Annotated in this window: 21 protein-coding genes; 15 read left to right on the forward strand and 6 right to left on the reverse strand. The window is 43.8% G+C overall.

Translation table 11 applies throughout. The annotated features are described in order from the left end of the window. Positions 1 to 52: 52 nt before the first annotated feature. Together ACFSJY_RS07715 and ACFSJY_RS07720 are read right to left on the reverse strand one after the other, a co-directional pair. The gene (locus tag ACFSJY_RS07715) at positions 53 to 1240 is read right to left on the reverse strand and encodes a serine hydrolase domain-containing protein (RefSeq protein ID WP_386032947.1); all 1188 of its coding nucleotides are present in this window, start codon (positions 1238 to 1240) and stop codon (positions 53 to 55) included. 156 nt (positions 1241 to 1396) lie between these two features. Beyond that, complete coding sequence (locus ACFSJY_RS07720) at positions 1397 to 1687, reverse strand: putative quinol monooxygenase (RefSeq protein WP_386032949.1); 291 nt, start codon at positions 1685 to 1687, stop codon at positions 1397 to 1399. Positions 1688 to 1914: 227 nt separating this feature from the next. Here ACFSJY_RS07720 and ACFSJY_RS07725 point away from each other — a divergent pair, with 227 nt between their 5' ends. Continuing rightward, positions 1915 to 5052: a beta-galactosidase gene (locus ACFSJY_RS07725; protein WP_386032951.1), complete on the forward strand. Its 3138-nt coding sequence runs from the start codon at positions 1915 to 1917 to the stop codon at positions 5050 to 5052. Between the two features lie 77 nt (positions 5053 to 5129). Here ACFSJY_RS07725 and ACFSJY_RS07730 read toward each other — a convergent pair whose 3' ends face one another. Genes ACFSJY_RS07730 through ACFSJY_RS07740 form a run of 3 tightly spaced genes read right to left on the reverse strand, consistent with a single transcriptional unit; the run spans position 5130 to position 9577 of the window. Continuing rightward, positions 5130 to 6272, reverse strand: a complete 1143-nt coding sequence (locus ACFSJY_RS07730; RefSeq protein ID WP_386032953.1) for an aromatic ring-hydroxylating oxygenase subunit alpha — start codon at positions 6270 to 6272, stop codon at positions 5130 to 5132. A 10-nt stretch (positions 6273 to 6282) separates the two neighbouring features. Beyond that, positions 6283 to 6474 carry a hypothetical protein gene (locus ACFSJY_RS07735; RefSeq protein WP_386032955.1) on the reverse strand — a complete coding sequence of 64 codons (192 nt, stop codon included), beginning with the start codon at positions 6472 to 6474 and terminating at the stop codon, positions 6283 to 6285. Between the two features lie 7 nt (positions 6475 to 6481). Then, on the reverse strand, positions 6482 to 9577 hold the full coding sequence (locus tag ACFSJY_RS07740; protein ID WP_386032957.1) for a YncE family protein: 3096 nt from the start codon (positions 9575 to 9577) through the stop codon (positions 6482 to 6484). A 130-nt stretch (positions 9578 to 9707) separates the two neighbouring features. Between ACFSJY_RS07740 and ACFSJY_RS07745 the strand changes: the two genes are divergently transcribed. The 5 genes from ACFSJY_RS07745 to ACFSJY_RS07765 all read left to right on the forward strand — a co-directional run bounded on the left by ACFSJY_RS07745 (position 9708) and on the right by ACFSJY_RS07765 (position 13408). After that, positions 9708 to 10283 (forward strand): TetR/AcrR family transcriptional regulator, encoded by a 576-nt coding sequence (locus ACFSJY_RS07745; protein WP_386032959.1) that lies wholly within the window; start codon positions 9708 to 9710, stop codon positions 10281 to 10283. Between the two features lie 76 nt (positions 10284 to 10359). Next, positions 10360 to 10998 carry a hypothetical protein gene (locus ACFSJY_RS07750; protein WP_386032961.1) on the forward strand — a complete coding sequence of 213 codons (639 nt, stop codon included), beginning with the start codon at positions 10360 to 10362 and terminating at the stop codon, positions 10996 to 10998. Positions 10999 to 11000: 2 nt separating this feature from the next. Further along, the gene (locus tag ACFSJY_RS07755) at positions 11001 to 11915 is read left to right on the forward strand and encodes a sterol desaturase family protein (protein ID WP_386032963.1); all 915 of its coding nucleotides are present in this window, start codon (positions 11001 to 11003) and stop codon (positions 11913 to 11915) included. A 179-nt stretch (positions 11916 to 12094) separates the two neighbouring features. After that, positions 12095 to 12922, forward strand: coding sequence for an SDR family oxidoreductase (locus ACFSJY_RS07760; protein ID WP_386032965.1), 828 nt, complete (start codon positions 12095 to 12097; stop codon positions 12920 to 12922). Positions 12923 to 12928: 6 nt separating this feature from the next. After that, on the forward strand, positions 12929 to 13408 hold the full coding sequence (locus ACFSJY_RS07765) for a hypothetical protein (RefSeq protein WP_386032967.1): 480 nt from the start codon (positions 12929 to 12931) through the stop codon (positions 13406 to 13408). A gap of 14 nt (positions 13409 to 13422) precedes the next feature. Here ACFSJY_RS07765 and ACFSJY_RS07770 read toward each other — a convergent pair whose 3' ends face one another. Next, positions 13423 to 14835 carry an aminotransferase-like domain-containing protein gene (locus ACFSJY_RS07770; RefSeq protein ID WP_386032969.1) on the reverse strand — a complete coding sequence of 471 codons (1413 nt, stop codon included), beginning with the start codon at positions 14833 to 14835 and terminating at the stop codon, positions 13423 to 13425. A gap of 114 nt (positions 14836 to 14949) precedes the next feature. Here ACFSJY_RS07770 and ccoG point away from each other — a divergent pair, with 114 nt between their 5' ends. The 9 genes from ccoG (at position 14950) to ACFSJY_RS07815 (ending at position 26658) form a co-directional block, all read left to right on the forward strand. Beyond that, positions 14950 to 16326 carry a cytochrome c oxidase accessory protein CcoG gene (gene ccoG / locus ACFSJY_RS07775; RefSeq protein WP_386032971.1) on the forward strand — a complete coding sequence of 459 codons (1377 nt, stop codon included), beginning with the start codon at positions 14950 to 14952 and terminating at the stop codon, positions 16324 to 16326. 106 nt (positions 16327 to 16432) lie between these two features. After that, a complete protein-coding gene (locus ACFSJY_RS07780) occupies positions 16433 to 17185 on the forward strand; it encodes a sporulation protein (RefSeq protein WP_386032973.1) in 753 nt (250 codons plus the stop codon). A 151-nt stretch (positions 17186 to 17336) separates the two neighbouring features. Continuing rightward, positions 17337 to 17873 carry an SRPBCC family protein gene (locus ACFSJY_RS07785; protein WP_386032975.1) on the forward strand — a complete coding sequence of 179 codons (537 nt, stop codon included), beginning with the start codon at positions 17337 to 17339 and terminating at the stop codon, positions 17871 to 17873. 541 nt (positions 17874 to 18414) lie between these two features. Then, entirely contained in the window at positions 18415 to 19968 is a 1554-nt protein-coding gene (locus ACFSJY_RS07790) for a pyridoxal phosphate-dependent decarboxylase family protein (protein ID WP_386032977.1), read from the forward strand. Next, complete coding sequence (locus tag ACFSJY_RS07795; protein ID WP_386032979.1) at positions 19968 to 21287, forward strand: lysine N(6)-hydroxylase/L-ornithine N(5)-oxygenase family protein; 1320 nt, start codon at positions 19968 to 19970, stop codon at positions 21285 to 21287. The genes ACFSJY_RS07790 and ACFSJY_RS07795 overlap by 1 nt, the downstream gene beginning before the upstream one ends. Then, entirely contained in the window at positions 21281 to 22456 is a 1176-nt protein-coding gene (locus ACFSJY_RS07800) for an MFS transporter (protein ID WP_386032981.1), read from the forward strand. Before ACFSJY_RS07795 ends, ACFSJY_RS07800 begins: the two co-directional genes overlap by 7 nt. Before the next feature lie 15 nt (positions 22457 to 22471). Beyond that, a complete protein-coding gene (locus ACFSJY_RS07805) occupies positions 22472 to 24862 on the forward strand; it encodes a GNAT family N-acetyltransferase (protein WP_386032983.1) in 2391 nt (796 codons plus the stop codon). A gap of 4 nt (positions 24863 to 24866) precedes the next feature. Further along, positions 24867 to 25568 carry a hypothetical protein gene (locus ACFSJY_RS07810; protein ID WP_386032985.1) on the forward strand — a complete coding sequence of 234 codons (702 nt, stop codon included), beginning with the start codon at positions 24867 to 24869 and terminating at the stop codon, positions 25566 to 25568. Continuing rightward, positions 25549 to 26658 carry a heparan-alpha-glucosaminide N-acetyltransferase domain-containing protein gene (locus ACFSJY_RS07815; RefSeq protein ID WP_386032987.1) on the forward strand — a complete coding sequence of 370 codons (1110 nt, stop codon included), beginning with the start codon at positions 25549 to 25551 and terminating at the stop codon, positions 26656 to 26658. The genes ACFSJY_RS07810 and ACFSJY_RS07815 overlap by 20 nt, the downstream gene beginning before the upstream one ends. Positions 26659 to 26673 lie beyond the last annotated feature (15 nt).

Here is a 26673-nt window from a genome sequence, read left to right on the forward strand (position 1 = left end):
AGCCGCTTTTAAAAGCGGCTTTTTACTATTGAACAATTGGGATGTGATTACATTAAGACTTAATTCGCTTCTCTGGTGCTAGCTTGTACGCCTGAGACCAAAAGTCACTGGAGATTCGATTTATGGTGTTTGATTCCGCATTAATCAGCATGGCAAAACCTATACCCAGAGTCGGCGAGTAGCCGATATCTGCACGGTATCCCTCAACCCAACCTGAGTGATAGACGATAGGGTAGTCTTCAAATTGGTATATGCGCCAGCCGTAACCGTAGTGAGCATCTTCTAAATGCTTGCGCCAGTACTTTCGGCGAAGGTCTTTTCGCGTGCGAATACGCGGTGTAGTCATATCTGCCAAAACTGCAGGCGTGATGACTTTTGGCGCGTGTCCTAAGTTGGCGATAAGCCACTTGCTTAAATCGGTAATGCTGGCGTTGATACCTGCTGCAGTTGGGACTTTGTAAAAATCTGGGTCGACTTTGACGGTTTTCCACACCAAACGAGTAACCGCCTTACCATTTCTGTCTTTTTTCCCTGTCTTGATGCGATTAATCAACACATGTGGTTTGGCACTATTTTTCTCTTCTTTAAATTGTGCCAAGCCAACAGACGCATTATCCATTTTTAGCGGCGTAAATAGACGTTGCTCAAGTAAATCTTCATAACTTTTCGCTTGGCTTTGCTCTATTGCGGGCTCTAAAAAGCCATACGCAATGTTTTGATAGCCGTAGCATTTTTCTGGTTGGCAAATAGGGGTAACACGGTCAAAACGCTTAATGACTTTTTCCATACTCCAGTTTTCATGTAGTAGGTTGTCGTAAGCATTTGGCATTAAGCCTGTGGTGTGGCTCATGACGTGTTTTACTTTAATTTTCTTTGCAGCATTTTGTGTGGCTAAATTAAAGTGAGGCACATATTTAGTGATTGGATCTTCAAGGTTTAACACCTTCTCGTGCGCCAGCATGGTTGCAATAGTGGCTGCAAATGGCTTGGATACCGAGGCAAGGCGAAAAACAGTGTCTGGCGTGACTTTTTGCTTCTTCTTTGTATCAAGGTAACCGAAGGTTTGAATATCGATAACTTTGTTATTTTTGATAATGGCGTAGGCGCCACCCGGAATATTTTTGTTATAAAGTTGAACGCCAACTTGTCGTTTAAACTTGTTAAGGAACTGCTCACTCGTATCAGCAAAAACTGATGGTGAAAGTAGGGCAAGCAGTGTAAGTAGAAAAAATCTCATCATCACGCATTGTGGCGGAAAAAGTGGCAAATAATACCGACTGAAATCTAAAAGTCTATGGGCACCTGATGACTTTTATATCGTATGCGTCAAAAAATGCCCAGCATCCTCCGAAATAATTAAGACAAATAAAGTGTAACGATTTTTAAATTCAACGACTTATGCAATATGTGTCATCTCGTTCAAGGTAAATTCATCAACCGCACCTTCAACAGCGACTAAGTAGTCGGCCAGGTGTTTGTTGTTCATGTGTGTTTGCCACAGTTCACGCGACTCCCAGTTCTCATAAAACAGAAAATGAGCAGGGTTTTCGTTATCTTGATGCAAGTCATAGTTTATACAGCCTGCCTCTGCACGGGTAACGTCGATGAGCTTGAGAAGCTCTGCTTTTACCAAGTCAATTTTACTTTCATGTGCCTTGATATTAGCGACAATGGTCAGTTTACTCATTTACATGTCCTCTGTTTATTCTAGGATTGTGGTTCATTTAGCATAGTCTTGAATAGCAGTATCGGAAATTAATTCTGGTCTCACCGTAAACCTCAGGTTAATATTTATAGTATTAGTCATACAATTAAGTGCCGCTTGAAAAAACACCGGTATATCAGCGATTATTAGCGCTAAATACCAAGCCAAATAAGCAAGAAAGCAAGCAGGCAAAACAGTGAGCAAACTGCATGATCGGGATTAAAGATGTTGTTGCAAGAAGAGATTGGGAAAACCAGCTCTGCTTTCAGGTTAATCAAGTTAGGGCACATAGCCCGTTAAACGGCTATAAAAGTATTGAAGAGGCACTGACTAAGCAAAATAGCCAGCGAAGATTGCTAAACGGTGACTGGAATTTTCAGTTGTTTGATAAGCCAGAGTCGGTGACAGACGACTTCATCCAAGTAGGCTTTGAACCCGAAGGTGACAACTGGCGCACAATGCCCGTACCTGCGAATTGGCAACTACACGGTGTTGATAAGCCGATTTATTGCAATGTGAAATACCCCTTTGAGGTTAACCCGCCTTATGTGCCTGTGGAAAATCCAACAGGCTGTTATCACACCTGTTTTGATGTTGATGAAGATACGCTAAGCCAGTGTAACCATATCGTATTTGACGGTGTGAACTCGGCGTTTCACCTATGGTGTAATGGCTATTATGTTGGCTATTCGCAAGATAGCCGTTTGCCGAGCGAATTTAATGTATCACCTTTCCTTCAATGTGGCAGAAATGATATCGCTGTGATGGTGATTCGTTGGAGCGACGGCAGCTACTTAGAAGATCAAGATATGTGGTGGATGAGCGGTATTTTCCGTGATGTCTATTTACTGTCTAAGCCTCAACACCATATCCAAGATGTCTTTGCGACACCTTCACTAGATGCATGCTACAAAGACGGACAACTTAACGTTAAAACTAGAGTCAACGCACCAGTTGATTATAAAATTCATATCCAACTGTTCGACGGCCAAACACCCGTATCACCAGCTGCTGTAGGTAAGCTGGACGACAAGGTAGTTGATGAAAAAGGTGGTTGGGCAGATGTCTGTTTTCAAACGCTCAACATTGAATCGCCTAAGCAGTGGAGCGCAGAAACACCTTATTTATATCGGTTGGTGGTGTCGTTAGTAAACGATGAAGAATCTGTTGTTGACGTTGAAGCTTACGATATAGGTTTTAGGGTCATTGAGATGATTGACGGTCAACTATGTGTAAACGGTCAGGCACTGCTTATACGAGGCGTGAATCGTCATGAACATCACCCAGAACTAGGACACGTCGTTACTGAGCAAGACATGATTCGCGATATCAAATTGCTCAAACAGAACAACTTTAACGCGGTTCGAACGGCGCATTATCCAAATCATCCGCGTTTCTATGAACTGTGTGACGAATACGGTTTATACGTGTGTGATGAGGCCAATATTGAGACTCATGGCATGTTCCCTATGGGGCGCCTTGCTAGCGATCCGCTATGGATGCCAGCTTTTGTGAGTCGCTATAGTCAAATGGTGGAGCGTGATAAGAATCATGCGTCGGTCATCATTTGGTCGCTCGGTAATGAGTCTGGCCACGGCAGTAGCCATGATGCCATGTACGCATGGTCAAAAGATTTTGACCCTTCTCGTCCAGTGCAGTACGAAGGGGGCGGTTCTGCTACTTCAGCTACAGATATTATTTGTCCCATGTATGCCCGTGTTGATGTAGACCAGCCATTTGAGGCGGTGCCGAAATGGTCGATTAAAAAATGGGTGTCATTGCCACAAGAACAAAGGCCACTCATTTTATGTGAATACGCCCATGCTATGGGTAATAGCCTTGGTAGTTTTGCCGATTATTGGCAGGCGTTTCGCGAATATCCTCGTTTGCAAGGCGGGTTTATTTGGGATTGGGTTGATCAAGGCTTGTCAAAAGTTGATGACGATGGTCAACATTTTTGGGCATACGGTGGTGATTTTGGTGACACACAAAATGACCGTCAGTTTTGTATTAATGGTCTGTTGTTTCCTGACCGCACACCACATCCATCGTTATATGAGGCTAAATACTGCCAGCAGTTTTTCCAGTTTAAATCGCTTCAATCGACAATTGATGACCAAGGTATAAAGGCCGCAATTGAGGTAACAAGTGAGTACTTGTTCAAAGCATGTGATAACGAACGTTTGACGTGGCAGTTACTTGAAAATGGTAAACCGGTGTTGTCTGGCGATGTTGTGTTAAATATCGAAGCGAACAATACACAGCTCGTGTCGATTGAAGGGGAGTATGAAGCATCAGCTGGCAACATCTATCATTTAAATCTTGCGGTTGTCGCTATTGATGAAACGGCCTATGCGACAGCTGGGCATAGTTATGCGACAGAGCAGTTAAATGTCAGTAATGAGCTCGGTTTAATGGCGGTAAAACGGTCTCAGCAAACTGCTCAAACTGCTAAAGCAACCGTGCAAATCAGTGAAAACGACAAATATCTTGTTGTAGAAGCAAATGACAATCGCTTCGAATGGAGCAAAGCGTCGGGCTTACTTGTTGACTGGCAAGCGTCAGGGCTTCAGGTATTAACCGCGCCATTAGTCGATAATTTTTATCGCGCACCACTAGACAATGATATTGGCACCAGTGAGGCTGACAATGTTGACCCGAACGCCTGGGTGTCCCGTTGGCAGGCTGCTGGGGTAGGCCAGTGGCAACAGACGCTAGTTTCGCTTAACGCAGAACCTTTATCTGTGGACGCTAAAGCAGCTAAGGCGACAGTTGTTGCGATGTTTGACTATCAGTATGAAGGTCGAACGGTTGCACAAACCTATTGGCGTTATGAAATTGGCACAGATGGAAAGCTTGAACTTTGCGTTGAAGTTGAACTTGCAGAACACTTACCACCTTTACCGCGAATAGGTCTAACCATGGGCATCAAGGATAGTGGGCAAATGGTAAACTGGTTAGGGTTAGGGCCGCATGAAAACTATCCTGATAGACTGAGTGCTGCGCGCTTCGGTGACTTTCAATTACCGCTAAAAGAAATGCATACCGACTATATTTTCCCAACAGAAAATGGCTTGCGATCAAATACACAGAAATTGGTGTTAAACCCATTGGTTGTTGAAGGGGAGTTCCACTTTAATGTCAGCCAGTATGGGCTGCAACAATTGGTGGAAGCTAAACATACCAATGACTTGGCAGAAACTGGTGATGTACACATTTGCATTGACCATAAGCACATGGGGATAGGCGGTGATGATTCGTGGAGTCCAAGTGTCCATGATGCGTTTATTCTCTCTGATAAATCGTATCGCTATCAAGTGGTGCTATATAGTCCGTCCCCATCATAAGAGGTTAGTGCGTGTTAGGGCGCGCGAGTGCAAGCCGATACGTTGATATTTTGATATTTGGAAAAGAGCGTCAGTGTTTACTGACGCTCTTTTATTATCTGATGTATTTGTTGCCTGAACTGCCTTATCGGCGATTCTCCATATTCGGCGGTTGGCCCCGTTGAAAAGTATGGACTGCGCATCGCTTTCTGTATGCTCTCACATACGTAAATATCTTCCTGCATAAAGTCTGCGCTTCCTAAAGGGTGTGATTTGTCGAGTTTTCTGTCTTTTTGACGAGTTCGTTGCTGCCAAAATGAATAGGATTTTGCGGCTTGAGAAACGTAGCGTATTGTTGAGCAGTTTTTTACTTTGGTGCGTGTTTCTACTCGCGTTCTATCAGGTGCTTCTGGAATCACATTGAACACTGTCCATGTTGACTCAGATTCCACTAAACCGATTGCAGGAAAGAGCATCGGCACATACGCACCCAGTTTTTCATCTTCCTGCGACATCAGCAGTGGGAGCGGTGAAAACTGCGATAAGTTATCGCGATATTCGTCTGTTAACGGCTCCCAAAAGTGAAAGTGACGTTCAGCAAAGCCAAACGACGCTTTGTTATGCGCATACATGTTCAGTGTGCCGCTGTGCAACTGGGCTAAATGATAGTGATCGATATAATTCTCCACCACCAACTTCCAGTTTGCGTGAATGATAAAATTTTCACGGTCTGAGGTAGCTTCAACTAAATCGTCAACGTTATAGGGGGCAATATGCTGGTTCATTGGCGAAAACCATTGCTGAACAGGCTCAGCATCAATATTTGGATTTACCCAAATCATGCCTCGCCACGTTCCAACAGCAGCTTTTTGCAGGCTATAACAAGACTTGTCAATTTGACGAAACTCTTGCTTTTGCTTAGGTAAACTTTTTAACGTGCCATCGATACCGTAAGACCAATCATGATAAGGGCAAGTTAGGCGCTTTACGCCACTGCCTTTGCCATCCACTAATTGCATACCACGGTGACGGCAGCGGTTATGGTAGGCAACCAATGCTCCATCTTCGTTTTTTAGTACGACAATGTTGGCTAAACCCGCTTGGACTGTTAAGTAATCACCTGATGCTGATAGATCTTCGGTAAGACCCGCAAATGTCCAACTTTGGGTAAAAATATGGGTTTGTTCCAGCGCAAAGTAATCAGTGCTGGTATAGCTTTCTACGGGGAGTATCTGATTCATATTGCCTCCGTTAGAATTGCCAATGGGGGTATATAAAGCAACTCAGCGCAACAAGTCCCCAAATGGCCATAGTCAACCAATACACGCCTGCTTGCTCACTGCGTCTGTAAGGTTGCCACAAGTAGACTTCACCACTGATAAGATCAACTGCCCACCATATGAGCAGAGCCGCGCCAAGCCAGTAACTCCAAGGAAATTCCATTATCATCTTATTCCACCTCGTCTCGATTCAATGTGCCGTCTAGATCTCTATCCAGCGCTATTTGCCAACCTTTACCCGGTAACACACAAGTAAATGTGATGCTGTTAGTACCATTGCGCGCAAGTTCAAGCATCGCTGTTTTCGAGAGTGCAGCGTCGGCACTACTGTCTGCTTGATAGGTATTGTCTGAGTGACGATAAAAGTATTGGCGGCTTTGCCCATCCACTACACCTTGTGCGATAAGGTCACATTCGGTGACATTGCCACCCAATAGCTTCGACACAAACGGCGTTGCTGCCCGTTGCTCTAACAAATTGACACGAGTTAGCGCAGCATCTGATGATTGCTCTGACACCGTAATTTGCTGACCGACAATAGGTGCAATGTCATTATCAAATTCCATCATGTAATCGACTAAACCTTGGCGCGTTGTCTCATCCGGTATACCAACGGTCCCTGCATTGAAGTGACAGCCATGACGCTCGTCTGCTCCGGTTGGACAGCCTGTTTCACCATTGTCGAATACGCCACCTTTTAGGAAGTTAAGGAGCTGATCGGTAGCACCATCATGCAAGAAGCCAAAACCGCGAATTTGGTCGCCTTGATGCTCCTTGGTGTGCGACGGCAGAAAGCCTTCTCGGTCAGGTAAGCCAAACATACCAACGCGTGTATACAAGTTACGCAGTTGAGGCACTTTAAATATTTGAATTTCACCGCCGTGTGCTATTTCACCTCGCGTACCATAAAAGCCTTGTGCAGGGTCAACACCATGACAACCTTGGCAGTTCACACCATCTGGGCTGTCACCATTTATTGGTGTATCTTCTGCTGCACCGTCTGAACGACGCGTACCATGGAAAAAGTCATGTCCCTGTTTTGCTGATGCAGACAATTGATTATCTAACGTTCTAATCGGATTCGGAGGCAGCGCTATGCGCAGCATAAAGTCAGCAAACTTACCCATATCTTGTTCGAGTGCTTGAACTTGCATCGATTTTTCTGCGTTTTCACTTGTTGCTGGCAGCTCTATGTCCATCCCAAGCAAGCCTTCAAAGGCGACAATAAAGTTTTTGAACGACGTACGTTCATCAAGGGTTTGGTTTGTGTCATCGCCAAAATAGCCAATAGATCGGTCGCCTCGCCAGTGCATATGTCCATGGTGCTGCATACCGCGCAGCGTCTGGGTACCCATTGGGCCTTTCATACTGGCAAAAGCTCGTTCATCGCCGCTGCCATTAATCAGATCTAATAACTGACAACTGGCTTCTTCTGGGCCCACTAATAAGCAACCGAGTTCTGATAGGTTTTGGGTAGGAAAAGGCTGTGGGTTATAGCCATTACTACCGTCAGGGTTCCCTAAGTTCCAACTGAGGTGATCGGTGTCACCAAACACATGACAGCTGGCACAAGAAGATTCACCATTGCTGGAAGAGCGGTTGGCGTCATAGAGCATAAAGCGACCCGCCATAAAGGACTCAGGCTCAAACGTTGCCATGGTTAAACGTTGCTGTTCTTGTTTGGTATCTAGCGCTATTTTGACGAGGCTATTGTCGTAACGAGTAAAGACATACAGAGCGTTGTGCGATTCAGACAACATAAGACCAGACGGACCACCTGCTACTTCGATGTGTGCCTGACTCAGTGTTTGTGGTGTAAACTCTTCACCTTCGCCATCCCAAAAGCTGTCTTGTTCTAATTGCATCGTCGGTAATACTGCTATTTTGTTAGAGCCAAGCGCAGCGCTATACAGCGTTTTACCGTCACTTGATACAGCCATTTGTGTAGGCGTTGATAACGTGTGCGCTCTTGCATCAGTGTCCGTTTTTAAGGTTTGATAATTTATGTGCCTATTTAAATGTCGAGGCTTCACCGTGCCTAGAAAAGGGTTGATAACAGTCACCTGACTTTTTGCAATATTTCCCTGCACCGTTGACCCCGCATAAGTGCCTGGCCCCTCAAAGCGTGTGGCATTATTCGCGTCAGTATTGGTAACATAAAGCTGGCCATTTGTTGGATTAGTTGCAAGATTAAATAGGGTAGTTCCGACATGTGGATACGCGGCAACTTCTGTTAGTGAAGCGGTATCTATGGCAAAGACATCTAAATCAGGCAAATTGAAGCGGATGCCGTTTGAAAAATTGCGACCTTTGCTGTCTTGCCATTGCCCACTGGCAGAGTCGTACTTCACGATCATACTGGTCCATGGCTGGTATTCGCCATCTGCATTTGTACCTGGTGCGGTTCTGCCGCCGGGTAAATAACCGTCCTCCAAACCGAAGGGGCTCGAAATCTCGTCCATTACCTGACACGGATAGGCGCCATATTCATCATCTTCATAGCCATAACACATCACGGCTTCATGAACAGCTGTGGTTTGGTTTCCTGAATTTAAGACGCCAGCATATAGGGTGGATTCATCTTGAGATACGGCAAGTCCGCGTAATGTATCGCCAAAGAGATTCATTATCTTGATGGGCTTTCCACCGAGAGTTTGGCCGAGATCTGTTGTATCAAACACCCAAATATCAGCGCGACCAACACCTGATGTATGTAATTGAGGATCACCTGCTCCTGGCACATCAGCTAATGCTGAGTTAAGGCGTTGCTGCCCTCGGTGTGCAGTAGTAATAAATGCTCGATTACTCGCAAGCACAATATCCCGAGGTTCGTCACCGACAAGCAAAGTGCGAGTAACGCGAGCAGGCATTGTCGAGAAATCTACAACGCTTACTGAATCCGACAGGTGATTAACGACCCAAGCTTGGTTTCCTTTGACGGCCACTGCAACAGGTTCCATACCCACAGGAATACTTTGCACATGCGACGCATCGCCGGTTTCACTTAACGAAAACCACTCAAGTGAATTGTTCGACGTGTTTGCGACGAAGAGCGACTGCTTATCCTCAGCCATTGCAATAGGTCTTACTGGCGCAGATTCAAACCCTATGTACTCACTTTGTTGAGCCGGTGATTCGACCATTGGTGGTTGTTCTGTTGTTGGCTTATCAGAGCTTGGTGCAGGTGTTTTTGTTGTATTACTGCTACTTCCGCCACAGGCCGATATAACGGCTAATGTGATCAAGCCAAGTATTGTATGTTTCATATCAATCCCTCAATAGAGTAAATTGTCAAGTTGACAATTTATAGCTTATACTTGGTTTTTATAAATTGTCAACGTGACAATTTAAATGGGTTTGGTATATTGCAATTACTGAAGACTATGAGAGAACACTATGGCTCGACCGAGTATGGCGGGGCAGCGCCGAGAAGAAATACTAGATGCCTTGGAAAAATGTATTTTGGAAAAAGGTATTCAGGCGACATCGCTTGAGAACATTGCTGAAAAAGCAGAAATGAAACGGACAATTCTACGTCACTACATTGGTAATCGTGACGACATCATCTGTGCGCTTAGTGCTCGCTGGACAGCAAAGTATAGTCAAGAATGGCAGGATGTTATTGCCTGGCTACCCGCTAAAAATCGCACGGCAGCACTGATAGACTCGATGTTTTCAATTCGTGCTGGCGATATGATATCGAGCACAATTATCGGTGAAGCACTGTTTTCAGAAGCAAAGCGACTAGACGCTATTAAGCAAGATCAGCAAAAAAGTATGGCGGAATTTCTCCAACATTTTTCCGATGCGCTCAGCCAAGACTTTCCTGAGGCAAGCCCTGAGCGAATAGAGTTGGTAGCACTTACTTGTTATTCAAACTACCTAATGTATGAATCTTTGCTACCGTTAAACCTAGTGGATGAGATTCACAAACTTAAGCAGGCGACAACGCTATTATTAGAACTTTTCTAGTTAATTGTCATGTTGACAATTAACTTTGTGAGTCATACAATAGCGCAAAAATTGTTCGTCATTTAGGGGAGTATTGATGAAATTATTTGGCTCACTTATTACCACTGGCATTATTATTGGCTTGGTGTGGACTACAGCATTGGCGCAACCAAACGCTGAAATATTGGTGGCAGAGGGCACGCAATCAAAGGTTACTGCATCTGCTAAAAATGCGGTTTCTCATGTCAACTCTGTGATTGAAAAGCAGCTCTCGAAAGCGTCATCCGCAGATATTCAAGATGCAAAGGTGACCTACACAAACGAGCGTAAAGCTGAAACTATCAAACTTGTTGGCTTGACTGAGCGACAAGCCATAAGCCTAGTACCATCACTGTGGCAGCGTTTTCAATCAACGCTTTCTATTCAGCAACACTTAAAACGTAATCCGAAAAAGGTTTATGTGGTTTATCAGAACTTCAGTGCCGATTATCAAACTGCAGATATTACGATTGGTTACGACATTAAAGAATTTGGTGGTAAGCACCAGCCAGTTAACGTGCAGTATACTCCGCATGAAGTTTTGCTTAATAAAGGGCGCTACGGAGAGTTTGAGTTAGCTCAAGCTTGGCAAAATATTGATTACCGCAGACCCGTTAGCAAGGTTATTGAAATCCATCATTTAAGTAACAGTAAACCAGACAGTGCTGAAGTGTTTGTTATCTACGGAAGCGAGTAATCATGATGGATTGGTTAACAACTGTATTTACGCCTGACGATGTTTGGTGGTTAGAAGTTTGGGTTGACGATTGGTTCTTGGTCATTGCGCTTGGCTTGTTTGTTGTTGAAATGTTGCGTTACGTACTCAAGAAAAAATTTACCAAAAACTTGCTAGGAGACAGTGTTGCTAACTTTGCTACGCTGGGGGCATTTATTGTGATTGTTGCTTTAGTGGCAACCGCCTATGCTGGTGTATTCTTTTATGTTTATGAAGAATTTAGATTGGCCGACTTGCCAATTACGCCGTGGACTATTTTGTGTTGTATTGTTTTAGCTGACCTAGCGTATTACTGGGAGCATCGCTTTTTACATCAAAACGGCTTTGGTTGGGCAACCCACACTGTCCATCACAGCTCTCCACACTTTAATATCTCGGTGGCGTATCGACATGGCCCAATGGACTGGTTCTTTCCATTGTTTTTCCATCTGCCTTTGGCGCTTTTGGGTTTTCATCCGTTCGTGATTTTCTTGGCGGAAGTGATTGTTCAGGTGTATCAAACGCTATTGCACACAGAAACGGTAAAAAAATTACCACGACCAATAGAGGCGATCTTCAATACGCCATCGCACCATCGTGTTCATCATGCAACCAACAAACAATACCTAGATAAGAATTACGCAGGTATCTTCATTATTTGGGACAAAATGTTTGGTACCTTTGCCGAAGAAAAAGAGGAAGTGCGCTATGGTGTTTTCCCTCGAATCAATAGTGTAAATCCCGTTAAAGTTTTCTTTAGTGGCTATGTGAAATTATTTCAACGTTTATGGCAAGCCAAAGGATTTGGATACCGAATGAAGTTATTAATTAAATCGCCAACATGGGCATGGGAACAAGAGCAGAAACAGCAAAATAGAACTGCGCAATCTTCTCAGTAGATTTGGTAGACAACAGTTAGTTAATAAGGCGTTTAATAATGTTATTGGCGCCTTTTTATCGTCTAGTGCTTATTTTTCAACACTCGATATTTGTCGTTACAAGTTTAGTCTAGGCTTTCATTTACTAATTAATTCAATCTGTTATTTTATCGTCACTCTCTGCTTAACAATTTATCTTCATGTCTACAAAATCAATTCTTATCACAGGGTGTTCAACTGGCATTGGTTTGGATGCTGCACTTACTTTGAATGCACGAGGCTATCGCGTGTTTGCGACAGCAAGAAAAGCTGAAGATGTCGAGCTGCTAACCTCGAAAGGGTTGGACGCTTTTCAATTGGACTATAGCGATTTTGATACCATTAAGAATACCGTCGATAAGGTGTTAGAAAAAACCGGTGGAACCTTGGATTTCTTGTTTAATAATGGTGCCTACGGACAACCAGGAGCGTTAGAGGATCTGCCAACAGAGGCACTAAAGGCGCAATTTGACACCAATGTATTTGGTTGGCATGAGCTAACGCGGCTTGTTATACCTGTGATGAGAAAACAAGGACATGGGCGTATTGTGCAATGTAGCTCGGTACTGGGTTTTGTGTCGATGTCTTATCGCGGCGCATATAATGCATCTAAGTACGCACTTGAAGGGTTAACAGATACGCTTAGATTAGAGCTAAAAGATGCGAATATCGATGTGCTTTTGATTGAGCCAGGTCCGATAAATACCCAGTTTCGTGCGAACGCACTTAAAGCTTTTAACGCACATATCGACGCTGAAAATAGCGTTCATCATACCGAGTATATGAAACAAAAAGATCGCTTAGAGTCAGAAACATCAACGGCTAAATATACGCTTGAACCTATTGATGTCACCCGGGCATTAATTCATGCATTGGAAAGTAAAAAGCCTAAACTTCGTTATCGGGTCACGGTGCCTACCAAAATGATGGCAGTGTTGAAGCGGCTGCTACCTACACGGTGGCTCGACAGCATATTGGCAAAGGGCTAGATTACTGTGCTCAAGAAAGTCTTACCGCTACTATTTGTGCTGACTGGTTGTGCGAGTGGCGAGTTGTTTGTATACAACCAAGAAGGAAAAACCGTTGGGCATTGCACGAGCGGCTTTGACTGGCATCCGTATGGCGTGCAGGCATCTACAGACTGGATTTTGCATTATTGTGCGCAAATTGCCCTCGCAGCATGTAAAGAAAAACATCAAGGTGAATGCACAACATCGTTGCCAGAATTAGTTGCGCGCGATTTCAGTTTACCCGTGCCTCCGCAAGGAGAACAGTGGCATAAAATAAATGCACGATCGGCGTTTTTCGCAAATGAAATCACCGAAACCCAGTATGGCTATATCCTTGCCAAAATCGAAAATGACCACACCCTTGCTTATCAAAAGGCTGAGGCCGATTTAGCAGCTGGGCACCTTTCAACAAGTGAATACGAAGCTAAGTTAAGAGCTGCTGATCTTGCCTTTAATGGAAAGTAGGCGCAAGCCAAAGCTTATAGCTTGGCCTTAATCAGTTTTCCTAACGTTTTAAACGCGGCTAACCTTTCTTTGTTCATTGGATGTGCAAAGCTCAGCCGCAAATTTTGACTAAACGTTTGTTCAGTTGAGAAAAGCTGCCCAGGCGTTAATAAAATACTTTGCTCGAGTGCTTCTTTATATAAGGCTAGCGTGTCTATTATCGCGGGTAGTGTTAGCCACAATGCTATGCCGCCATCTGGTACGGTATACCTCACTTCAAATCGCCAATATTGTTTTATTGTGGCTAGCAGTTGATCACGTTGTTTGAGTAATTGGCGCCTTCGTTGGTAGAGGTGCCTTTCAAAATGTCCTTCTTGCAAAAAGGATGTTAATCCGTCCTGTGTGGCTTGGCTGGTTGATAGCTGATTAACAAGTTTGGTCTGTGCAATTTGTTTTGCGTACTTTCTATTTATCGTCCAACCGATCCTCAAGTCTCTCGACAGTGCTTTAGAAAATGAACTACATAGAATGACTTGCTCATGTTGGTCAAAGGCTTTTAGCGGGCTGGTTAACTGTTGAAAGCCTAAGTCGCCATATATATCGTCTTCTAAAAGAAGAAAGTTATGCTGCTCAGCGACTTGCAGGAGAGCCTTCATATGACTTTGCGGCATTTGGGCACCTGTTGGTGTGGCGAAGTTTGGCGTCACAATACAGGCTTTTATCGGCCACTTTTGTGCCGCCTGTTCAAGTTGGTCAACGTCTATCCCTTGGGTGTATGAGCTCGGTATCTCAATAATTTTTAGGTGTAGATGTTGCAGTAATTGCAGCACACCATAAAAAGCAGGGCTTTCAACCGCGACGATATCGCCAGGCTGACAGAGACTTTGTAAGGTCAGGTAAAGGCTATTTTGGCAGCCCGCAGAAATACAAATGTCATCGGCAGATACAAACAGTCCGCGTCGCTGATAGTGAAGAACTATTTGTTCTCTTAGCGCGTCAGAACCAGCAGGTGGGGCATAGTACATGGCTTTTTTATATGAAGACTGACGAAGTGCTCTTCCTAAATGTCTTTGCAACGTCGCTATATGTTGGCTAGTTTCGTCTTGGTCACTGGCATTAGGGGCAATGTCAAAGGCTGCGCCTTGTTCCATGATGCGGTAGAAAATTTCAGGCATGGTGACTTGCTTGGGTGAAGCAATGGAGTAGCGCTGATTGTCGTTGTTTGAGGCAACTTGCTTCGGTAAAACATAATACCCAGATTTAGGCTTTGCGACGATTAATTGCTTTGATTCAAGGCTCTGCAGCGCGTGCTGAACGGAAATTTTCGAGAGTGAATACTTTGCCGCCAGCGCACGAATAGAAGGAAGTTTTTCATGTGGTAACCAGATACCTTGTTCTATGTTATCTCGAAACAACTGTGCTAGCTGTTGATACTTAAACTGTCTCACATTTTTGTGCTCAAATAACTCATCTGTACCTATTATAAATTAAAAAACTGTATCTATTAATAACAGTTGTGGCGAGTACACTGCTTCGCGCGATGCATAGCTTGGAGTAGCGCGATGAATCAGTCTTATCTTTCAAAAGAAAACCTCATCATCAAAACCTCTGTTTCTGATGACAAAATTTATATTCGTGAACAGTTTGGCCAGTTTCAACGCATTAGGCGCTACTTATCGTCGCTGCTAATGCTGATGTTTATCGTTATTCCATTTTTCCGCTATCAAGGTCATCAAGCGGTATTGTTTGATGTCGAACAGCAAAAACTGCATTTCTTTGCATATACGCTTTTCCCACAAGATTTATTTATATTTAGCTTGTTGTTTGCGCTGGCGGCTTTTTCACTTTTTTACGTCACTAAGCTGTATGGTCGTGTTTGGTGTGGATTTACTTGTCCTCAAACAATATGGACATTGATGTTTAATTGGATTGAACGTCGGGTAGAAGGCACCCACAATCAAAGCAAGAAGTTAGACAGCCAACCTTTAACGGCAGACAAAGTCGTTAAAAAGCTTGTAAAGCATGGCTTGTGGGGAGCATTGTCATTGCTTACTGCGCTTGTGTTTATGTCCTACTTTGTGCCTGTTGAGATGTTGTATTTACCGTTTATTACGCTGCAAAGCTCTGCGCTAGTGGCTGGTTGGGTATTGTTCTTCGCAGGCTGTACTTACGTCAATGCAGGCTGGATACGCGAGAAAATGTGCCAACACATGTGTCCGTACTCTCGCTTTCAGTCAGCGATGTTTGATAAATCTACTAGCTTGGTTACTTATGATGCCGCACGCGGTGAATCGCGTGGAAAGCGCAAGCGTAATGCTGAGAAAGCTCAAGGGTTAGGAGACTGTGTTGACTGTGATTTATGTGTGCAAGTATGCCCAGTAGGTATCGATATTCGTGAAGGGTTGCAGTATGAATGTATCAATTGCGGTTTGTGTGTTGATGCATGTGACACGACAATGAGTAAGTTCAACTACGCGCCAGGTCTTATTAGCTTTGCTCAAGAAAAGGCGGCAATTGGCGGATGGCGAAGACATCTTGGATATGCCGGTGTTATTGGTCTTATCGTGATCAGTATGGGGATTTGGGCATCTATGTGGACGAACTTTGAGGTTAACGTACTGCGAGATCGCCAAGCACTTTATCGAATAAATGAACAAGGCGCTGTAGAAAACACCTACGTATTCAAAATACGCAACAAATCGAATATGCCAGCAAGCTATCAGGTAACGCTGTTAAGCGACGCAGATATTCAATTCACGGGGAATACATCAGATATTGTCGTCCTGCCAGGGGAGCTTAAAACCATATCGTTAACCGCTGAATACCGTGAAGCACCTGCGAACCAGCGCCTTGATTTAGCATTTGATATTGAAGCAAAGGGCAGCAATCACCAGCTGACCAAGTCGAGCTCTTTCTACACGGGCGACGGTGGCTGGTAAATACCTTGAAACACAAATAACACCTGCCAACCTTTGCTTTTTAATGTGGTTCTCTTTAAATTGTTGAAAACAATGAAGTAGTGACACAACGCAATAGGAGAAGCAGGTGTTAAAGAAAATATTAGCCAGTGTAGGCATTGGGAAGGCAAAAGTTGACACCATCTTGCTAAGCGACCATTTAACCGCAGGTGAATCATTTGACGTAGAAGTGGTGATTAAAGGCGGCGATGTTGAGCAAGAGTTAAATGGCATTGAACTAGCGGTAATGGCACAAGCTAAAGCCGAAGCTGAAGTAGGGGATGATGAAGTTACCTACAATAAAAGTATTGTTTTACAGCATTGGAACCAAGCACTTGATTTAACTATTCAGCCCGGCGAAGTGATCACACGACAGTTTACTTTGCAGCTTCACCCTGAAGTGCCGGCAACACAATTGTTTGGCCAGCAAATTTCAAAAGTGTGGTTACAAACAGGACTTGATATCAAAATGGGGATTGATGGTTCAGATAAAGACAGCCTGTATATCTCACCTTCAGCAACGCAATTGGCAGTGTTAGACGCTGTTTCTCAAAGTGGCTATCGTTTGTTTAAAGTCGATATTGAAGCAGGCAAGGTACGTGGCAGTGGTTTTCAATCGCAATTGAACTGCTACCAAGAGTATGAATTCAAACCAGAATCTCGCTCATTCTTTGGCGCAAAAGAGATTGAGGTGACGTTCGTCGATAATGGCCAAGAAACGGGCGTTTTGATTGAAGTGGATAGAGCGTTCATAGGGGATGGATATAAGAGTGTTTCTATCCCAAACCATTGCACCTCGATTGACTCGGTCATGCCTTACATCAAGCGCATTTTAGATTAAAGTCACAACAACTATTTAGGTGGTAGGTAAAAGACTTGCCACCTAACTTTCTTTATTTTACTTATCACTACTCGGTTCAGCCGACATTGCAAATATTGACTGTTTCAACCACACTAAAAGACTAAATTAACGCTAATAGGTTGAAATAATTATGATAAAAAAAATATCGTTAGCCATAGTCTTTGTTCTTGCCATACCTTTTGCAATAGCACTGTTTCTACCAACTCATTATGAAGTAGAGCGAGAAGTCACGGTCGACAAACCGCTAGATACTGTCTTTGCTTATGTGAAGCTGTTGAAAAACCAAGATAGTTTCAGTAAGTGGATGCAGATGGATCCTGATATGAAGAAAACCTATACCGGGGTTGACGGTGAAGTAGGGTTTGTATCGGCATGGGATTCGAAAAACGACGACGTAGGCGTCGGTGAACAAGAAATTGTTGGTATCGTAGACGGTCAGCGTATCGATTACGAATTGCGTTTTCTAAAGCCATTTGAAGCAACATCGCCTGCGTATATGACAACCCATGCTGTATCGCCAAATCAAACGACGGTTAAGTGGGGCTTTCAAGGTTCCTTGGACTATCCAATGAATATTATGTTTTTGTTCATGGACTTTGAACAAGTCATTGGTGATGATTTGCAGTTTGGTTTGAACAACATGAAAGAGAACCTAGAGGCTAAATAGTAAGGCGGGACGCTACTTTCATTTTTTTGTTAAATCTCCCTAAAGTTTCGGTTTGGTCATTAACTCAGGCCAACTGATAATCCAGTGGATTGAAAGTGTTTATCTTTTCAATCCACATCTCTCTATCGTGTTGAGAAAATCAATTTAGTCACTTAATTTTCAATGTTTTCAAATTGTTGCTAAGTAGCGACACTCTTTTGATTTCTCTGGCTAAATATCCAGCTTAATACCCTTGTGTAAAGTAAGTGATTTTAGTTTTTTTTAATTTAAAATCCTTATTATTTATATACTTTTGGAATATGGAGTTACTCAATTGTAACGAATTCAGGTGACATGAAAAATCGTTGATAATTTCCTAACGTTTTGTATTTACTGATTTATTGTTTAAATGGTAATGCATTAGTTCAGTGTTTATGTGCTATATAGAACACGTTGTACCTCTTAATGCAGATCACAAAATTTTCATTCATTTATCGTTGTAAATAAGAATTATTATCATTAGGATCCGTTTTCTCAAAAACTACAGGGAATGGATATTCTAATGAATTACACCTCGCAAACCGCATTAGTTACTCCGGAAAAAGCGCACGTCGATCAGGTTTCAAATGCCGAAGCCTATATTTTCAATGATAAAAACTTGGTTCATTACGAAGTTGGAGCCATGCAGGGATTGTCAGTTCTTCATAGGGCAATTCGCCACGCAGATACGCCTTTCTCTGGTATTACGCCTTCACAAGCTGCCGAACAAGTGTCAAAGGTTGATCTAGAGCAGCCATTGCAATCACTTCATTCAGCATTGCTGGAAGTTGAAGAGCTGTACCTCAACAACGCTGTATATTTTCATCATCCCAAATATGTTGCCCATTTAAACTGTCCTGTCACGTATCCAGCAGTTGTCGCTGAGCAGTTATTGACTGCGGTAAACTCATCACTCGATACCTGGGATCAAAGCGCGACAGGCACGCTAATTGAACAAAAGCTTATCGACTGGACAGCAGATAAAATTGGGTTGGGTAAACAAGCTGACGGTATATTTACCAGTGGTGGCACGCAATCAAATTTAATGGCGCTACTGGTAGCCCGCGATAGAGCAGGACGCGCGTTGGGTGACCATGATGTGCGAGAGAATGGTTTGCCTGAGCAAGCCAGCAAGTACCGCATTTTCTGCTCTGAAGTGAGTCATTTTAGTGTTCAAAAATCGGCAGCACTATTAGGCTTAGGATACAACGCGGTAGTCTCTATCCCGTGTGATGACCAGTTCAAAATGGATGCTCATGCGTTAACTGAGCAAATCGAATCTGCCAAACGTGATGGTCTTATTCCTATTGCTGTTGTAGCAACAATGGGCACAACGGATTATGGATCGATAGATCCTATCAACGAGATTAGCGAGTTATGTAAAGCGCACGACATGTGGTGTCACGTTGACGCTGCATACGGTTGCGGCTTGTTGCTTTCACAACGTTCTAGAGAATTACTCAATGGCATTGAAAAGGCTGACTCTGTTACTGTCGACTATCACAAATCATTTATGCAGCCTGTCAGCTGCAGTGCATTTTTCCTCAAAGATAAAAGCTACTTTGGCTTAATCACTCACCACGCGGACTACCTTAACCCGCTAGATTCTAGAAACGATACTACACCAAATTTGGTCGATAAAAGTATCCAGACGACTCGTCGTTTTGACGCATTGAAGCTGTGGGTAACGCTTCGCACTATTGGCGCAGATGGCTTAGGGCAAATGTTTGACAACGTGATGTCATTGGCTAAACAGAGTTATGTGTTGCTCAATCAAGATGAAGAATTTGATGTGATTCATTACCCCGAAATTAGCACGTTAGTGTTCCGTTACACGCCATCAGGAGTTGAAGAGCCATTACTTAATAGTCTGAATAACTCGATAAAAGAACAGCTGTTTGCTTCTGGCGAAATTGCCATTGCGCGTACCAAATACAAAGGCGTTCAGTACCTTAAATTTACCTTGCTTAATCCAGCAACCACTATCGAAGACATAAAGGAAATAGTGCATGCAATTAAAGCAAAGGGTAATCAAATCCTAAATCAACAAGAAACTCAAACAGAGGTAACAGCATAATGAAAATTCTTGATTTTGTTGCGGTAGGATTAGGGCCCTTTAATCTGAGCTTGGCGTGTTTAACCGATCATTTAGAAGACCTATCAGGTGTTGTTCTTGAACAGAGAAGTCGCTTTGATTGGCACCCAGGTATGATGATAGATGGCGTGACATTGCAAACTCCATTTATGTCAGATTTGGTTACGTTAGCCGATCCAACTAACCCATATAGCTACCTTAACTACAGCAAGCTAAAAGGACGTTTGTATTCGTTCTACATTCGTGAAAGTTTTTTCTTACTCCGTCAGGAATATAACCAGTACTGTCAATGGGCAACAGAGCAACTTAACAACTTGCGTTTTAATACTCAGGTGCAGTCGGTTGTTTACTTGCCAGAACACAGTTGTTATCACATTCAGTGTGTTGAACAGAGCAACGGCGAGGCGATTGACTATTTTGCTCGACAACTCGTTTTAGGAACAGGGCCTGCGCCACATTTACCAGAAAATTTGGAACCATTGAAAACGGCACTGGTGCATTCTAGCCAGTACTTACCGCGTAAAGCCATGCTTCAAAATGCAAAGTCGATTGCTGTTGTTGGTAGTGGCCAAAGTGCTGCAGAAATATTCTATGACCTACTGCAAGAAGCGCCAGAGAAAGGGTATCACGTTACCTGGCTAACTCGTGCCAATCGCTTTTTCCCACTTGAATACACCAAGCTTACGTTGGAGATGACCTCTCCTGAGTATGTCGATTACTTTTATAACTTGCCAAGTGAAAAGCGTGATGAGCTTATTGGTCAACAGCAAAACTTATATAAAGGTATCAATAGTTGTCTGATCAATGACATTTATGACTTGCTTTACCAACAAGGAGTTGCCGGTTATCAATGTGCGACGCTTGCAACCAATAGCGCCTTAGTCGACATTACAGCAACACAGGAACAGCAGTTCTGTTTATCTGTTCATCATAAGGAGCAGGAGCAAGACTACGAGCTAAATGCTGAACAAGTGGTCATGGCCACCGGGTATAGCTACAAAGTACCGGCTTTCCTAAAAGCCATCGAAAGTCACATCAATTGGGATGAGAAAGGGCGCTATGCTGTTGATCGCCTGTATAGCATCGACAACAACAAATCGATTTTTGTACAAAATGCTGAAATTCATACGCATGGCTTTGTCACACCTGATTTAGGTATGGCCTGCTACCGCAACAGCCAAATCATCAATCAACTGGCTGGTCGTGAAGTTTACCGTGTTGAACAGCGTATAGCGTTTCAAGAGTTTGGCGTGCCAAGTCGTGCCAATGTAGCGTCCAAGAAGAAGGACGTGGCATGCTAAAGCTTGGGTTAATCTTACTCACAGTCATATCGGTAGTTGCAGATACGATGCTGCTGCCGTTCTACCCGCAGTTCTTTGAACAAGAATTTGGTATAACGTCTTCACAGCACGTGGGTTTATACATTGCCGCCACTTGTTTAACGGTAATGTTGGCTTTCCCTGTGTGGGCGAGAGTTGCGCGTCGCGTTGAAGAGCTGCACCTTTGGGTTGTTACGCAAATTATTGCTGGCTGCTTAGGCATTGCTTGTTTTTATGCGGCAGATGTCATCTCGTTCTGGGTCGCCTCGCAATTAATGCTGGTTTTCAAAGCCAGTTACCTGCTTATTTACCCGTTCGTGTTACGCCTTGAAGACAAAAATAAGCATTTAGGTATTGTAGGTTTGTTCTCCGTGCTGATGCATTTTGGCGGTATTGGCGGCGCGCTTTTGGGTGGGGCAATTATAGAAAACTTCTCAGCCCGTGACGTTTTCTTAGTGATGGCAGCAAGCGATGCTATTCAAGTCATTTTTTGCTTAGCATTAAACCATAAACTTAACTTGAAGTGGCAGCTGAAAATGCCCACTCATGACGCAGCGAAGCGAAAACGCGTGCCTGCATTTGTGTGGCAAATTGGTGGCTTGTCGTTACTGCTTTACTTTAGTGCGTTCTTAGCGCGACCTTACCTTGCTCAATACTGGCAGCAGGTTAGTGGCATTGGCAGCGAGCTGATTGCTGGTTTGGTCTATGCGATACCCGCCTGGATTGCGTTAGCCTGCCTTTGGTACCAGTCAAAGGCAAAACCTAATAACCAACATTTTAAGATTATGGCACAAGCGCTTTCTGTTGGTGCGCTCGGCTTAATGCTTCAAGCGACGAGTGAACCTAGTATTGTTGTTCTTGGTCGTTGTTTGCTTGGTGTCACCCTGTTTATTACGACGGTCAGACTCGAAGTCATGCTGTTCGAACAAAGTGAACCACAGTTCTACGGCGAAGACTTTTCTCTCGTCCATATTTTCCAAAACATCGGCGTTATTCTCGCGTCGCTATGTGTCGGTCAGGTAGTGGCTGAATATACCTTGGCAACACCGTTCTACATTGCAGCTGTAGGCTTCATTGTGACCTTGTTTGCACTTCTCTACTTAAAAAACTATCGCGCCAAATATGCCGCCTTAGTGCCTTCTGAGTCATAGGATTCGATCTTTATTATGAATGTATTAACACAATTTGAAGAGTTCAAAACACCAATTGGTGGCGTTACATTTCGTCCTCTCGTTGAAGAAAATGATCATCAACTTGTTGCCCAATGGGTGCAACAAGAGTACGCCAGCTTTTGGGGGATGACAGATAAGTCTGATGCCGAAGTAAAAGACTTTTACCAAACCCTAATGGCGTCGGGTACGCAACACGCTTACCTTGGTGTGGTTAATGGCGCGCCACAGTGTTTGATAGAGGTGTACCAGCCAAGCAGCGATGCTGTTGGCAAGTGTTATGAAGTGAGTGACGGTGATATTGGCATGCACATCATGCTGGCGCCTGCGAGTATCCCTATGACAGGTTTTAGCCACAGCATTATGCGTGCAGTCATGAACTTTATGTTTAAAGGCTATCAAGCAAAACGTGTTGTGGTAGAGCCTGATATTCGTAATCACAAAGTACACCGTTTAAACGCCAAAGTAGGCTTTGTGCATGAACGTATTATCACAATGGGCGATAAAACCGCGTTCCTAGGTTTTTGCAGTAGAGACGACTTTGAGCAAGCAGAGCATGTGGCCACATTAGAGTCGAAGACCGTCGCAACCTTATCGGCGCAGCAGGTTAAACCTATGCTTGCTAGTGCCCAGCTCAATGCATCTGCTTGGCAAGCTGCTAACCGTCACTTGGTGAAAAAAATGATTTGTGAGTTTAGTCACGAACGTTTGATTTCGCCTATTCATATTGGTGGTAGCCAGTATCAGCTAGCACCCCCATGTGATGAATTTACCTATCAGTTTGACGCGCAAATGATGCAGCTATCGCATTTGCAGATTGACGTGAAGAGCATTGTTAAAATAGCGGCAGGAACTGCAGCTGAAGTAGACGCTCTGGAATTTGTTATCGAGTTTCATCAAGCGTTGGGCATGAGCGCTGAGATGTTAGGCACCTATCTGGAGGAGGTCTCTTCTACGCTGTTGTCGTCTTGCTACAAAGCAGAGAAAGATGTACCAACGTCAAAAGAGCTTACCTTGTTGAACTTCCAAGACTTCGAAACCACGATGTCGGAAGGTCATCCTACTTTTGTCGCCAACAACGGGCGCATAGGTTTCAATACGCAGGACTATCATCACTTTGCTCCGGAAGCGGCTCGTCCATTCAGAATATTATGGTTGGCTGCAAGCCGCCAGCACAGTCAATTTAGTGCCATTCCTGGTGTTGATTACGACCAGTTAATTGCGCAAGAACTTGATATTAGCTTAACGCGTCAATTTGATGCTCAGATGCAAGAACAGGGCCTTGAGCTTGCCGATTATTACTTGTTTCCTGTGCACCCGTGGCAGTGGTTCAACAAGCTTTGCCACCTTTACAGCCCTGATATCGCGAAAAAACAGCTGGTATGTTTGGGATACGGTGATGACGCTTACTTAGCACAACAGTCGATTAGAACGCTGTTCAACATCTCTCAACCAAGTAAGTACTACGTGAAAACCGCCTTGTCCATTTTGAATATGGGTTTTATGCGAGGTTTGTCTGCCAAATATATGGAAGTGACACCGGCTATTAACCAATGGCTGTATGACTTAGTGGCTAACGACCAAGACTTACAAGAGATGGGTTTCACACCGTTGCGCGAATTAGCCACCATAGGCTACGACGCACAATATTACGACCGCGAAGCACTAGGTGATAACCCTTACAAGAAAATGCTTGCGGCGCTATGGCGAGAAAACCCCGTCAATCAAATAGCTTCGAGTCAAAAACTGATGACCATGGCAGGACTCCTGCACATTGATAATGATGGAAATGCCTTAGTGGTTGAGTTAATTAAGGCATCTGGGCTATCGACAGATGCGTGGTTAAGTTCATATCTACATGCGTATTTAACGCCGTTATTGCATTGCTTTTTCAAGTACAAATTGGTGTTTATGCCACATGGCGAGAATCTCATCTTAGCGCTAGAAAATCATGTGCCAGTTAAAGCCTTTATGAAAGACATAGGCGAAGAAGTTTGCTTGTTAAACGTGAAGCCAGAGCTACCTGAAGGTGTTGAGCGCATCGCGATCACAATGCCAGAAGAAATGGAGATTCTGTCTATTTTCACCGATGTGTTTGACTGCATTTTCAGATACCTAGTCGACATTCTCGACCAACAGCTGGGTTATCACGAACGCAATTTTTGGCGTGTGACCGCCGATGTCATTATCGACTATCAGTCGAAGCACCCAGAATTAAAAGAGGTATTCAAGCAGCATGATTTGTTTGCTGAACAATTTGAATTGTCGTGTCTGAATCGCTTGCAGCTAAGCAATAACAAGCAAATGGTTGATCTGACTGATCCTGCGAATAGTTTGCAATTTGCCGGGTACTTGAAGAACCCGATTGCTAAATTCAAACCGGAATAGATAGATGAAAGCTGGCGAACTTGCTATCACTGCGCAATATCATCAAGCGTGTTCTGTGCTGGTGTTTGAGCGAGATCGCCAGCGAGACTTCTTTGCCATCGATGCAAAGCATTCACTCGCGATAGCGGATATTTATCAGCGTATTCAAGAAAAACACCCCAACGCTGGCAGAGGTTATTGGTCGGTAAACCTATGGCGCCAACTCGTGTGGCAGCCTATTTATTTGGCCATTACTAGCGTTTGTTATCAGTTGCCACTACCCAATTTACGCACAGTAAAACAGTGCGTCGATGACGCAGTTATTTACAAGGTTTGCGAGGGGGGGAGCTACCTGGCATCGAACCAGCCTTTGGATTTGCATGAGGTTTGCCAGCACTTGATTGATTCGTTAACAGAAATGTTGTCGATGCTTCAGTCTGTCTGTCGGTTACAGCGTCACAAAGCTAATGCGCAAGTGCAGGATTTATTGGCTGTTGGCTTAAAACGAATTTATGCAGAGCAAGGGGCAGAGGTTTTACAACCGATGTTACGTGCGTGGCAACAAGCATTAAAAATGCCTGCACTTAATCACTTCACCGACCATGAAACGCCACAGTTAGTGCGCGCAGATTGCTGCATGCATATCAAAATAACGCCTGAGGCGCCGTGTGCTAATTGTCCAAAATTAAATCGAAAGGGAAAAAAACATGAAATCAACACGACTTGAAGCCATCGACTTTGCGCGAGGCTTGAGTGTCATCATTATGGTCTGTGTCCATACGCTCTGGATGTATGGCGATACCTATACACAAACTGAGGCTGCGCTTGGCAGTTTTATCCATAAGTTAGGCCAGGGGACAGCAGCGTTTCTGATTACCATGGGGATTTCAATGGCGCTTTCTTCACGCACAACCCCGGTGCAACTGGCAAAACGTGGGATATATGTGTTGTCGTTAGGCTATCTGATGAATGCGCTTAAATTTATTGTACCAATTGGTGTATTTGGCACTATGCCAGAGTCGTTTGTTAACGCATATGGCTGGGAATCACCACTGACACAAGGTCAATATTTGTACCTGTTGCGTACAGGGGATATCTTACAAATGGCTGGGGTATCACTGTTTTTACTGGCATTGATTAACCTTGTTACGTCGAATAAGTACGTTTATTTGGGACTAGCATTTGTGGTTGCTGCAACTAGCCAAGTGGTGCGCGGTTATCAACCGGGAATAGAAGGTGTGAACTATGTTGCCGACCTTTTCTTTGGCGCAAACTACAATGTTTATTTCCCTGTATTTCCTTGGTTTTCTAGCATTTTAATCGGTGCTTATTTAGGGAAGTGTTTTAGTGAGAACAAAGATCCTGAAAAACTTTATGTCTTATCTTTAAAGTGGGGGCTAGGACTGAGCGCATCGGGTATTGCATTAAGCGCATACGATTACGAATATCACTTTGCTGATTTCTTCCATACGGGTCCTGGTGGCATTATGTATCTAACAGGGTTTAATTTAGTGGCACTCTGGTTGGTAGGTAAAATGATCAAAAATTACGGTTCGACTGCCATACTAAATAAGATCATGAACAGCCTGTCGTACTGTTCAAGACATGTTACTACCTTATATATCGCACAATGGACGTTAATTTGCTGGGGTATGGGAGTCGTTGGCTTCAAGACTCTGTCGCCATGGCAAGTCGTTGCTATGATGCCAATAATGTTGGCTATTACGCTGGTGGTTCATCATGCTTTGTTATTAGTGCTAACCAAGGCCTTTTCTCGCGGTAAGAACAGCACAGACATCCAACCAATAGCGTCATAAAACACAGAGGGTATC

Source organism: Thalassotalea euphylliae, assembly GCF_042682785.1.
Classification (GTDB): Bacteria; Pseudomonadota; Gammaproteobacteria; order Enterobacterales; family Alteromonadaceae; genus Thalassotalea_F; species Thalassotalea_F euphylliae.